General features: G+C 40.9%; 1 protein-coding gene. It reads left to right on the forward strand.

The annotated features are described in order from the left end of the window. On the forward strand, positions 1-204 hold a 204-nt coding region (locus BRO54_RS19035), incomplete at its 5' end, for an ATP-binding protein (protein WP_139268128.1). Between the last annotated feature and the right edge of the window lie 104 nt (positions 205-308).

Consider the following 308-nt stretch of genomic DNA (forward strand, 5'->3'; position numbering starts at 1 on the left):
CATCAAAAATATATATTTGAAAGATTTTATCGCGTTGATCCATCGCGTTCGCAAAGACAACAAGGATATGGGATTGGTCTTTCGATCGCCAAATGGATTGTTGATGCCCATGGCGGAACGATTAATGTACAAAGTGAAGAAAAACGAGGAAGCCGATTCATTGTGACGCTTCCGCAACCAACCATTATTGAAAGCGAGGGGTAAACAATGAAAAAATGGATGGTGGCATTAAGCATTTCAATTGCATATTTGTTAATTTGGTTTTGCGGCGGTGCAAGTCAATCGTGTGTTTGCAGATGATGGACGAG

This window comes from Geobacillus proteiniphilus (genome assembly GCF_001908025.1).
Classification (GTDB): Bacteria; Bacillota; Bacilli; order Bacillales; family Anoxybacillaceae; genus Geobacillus; species Geobacillus proteiniphilus.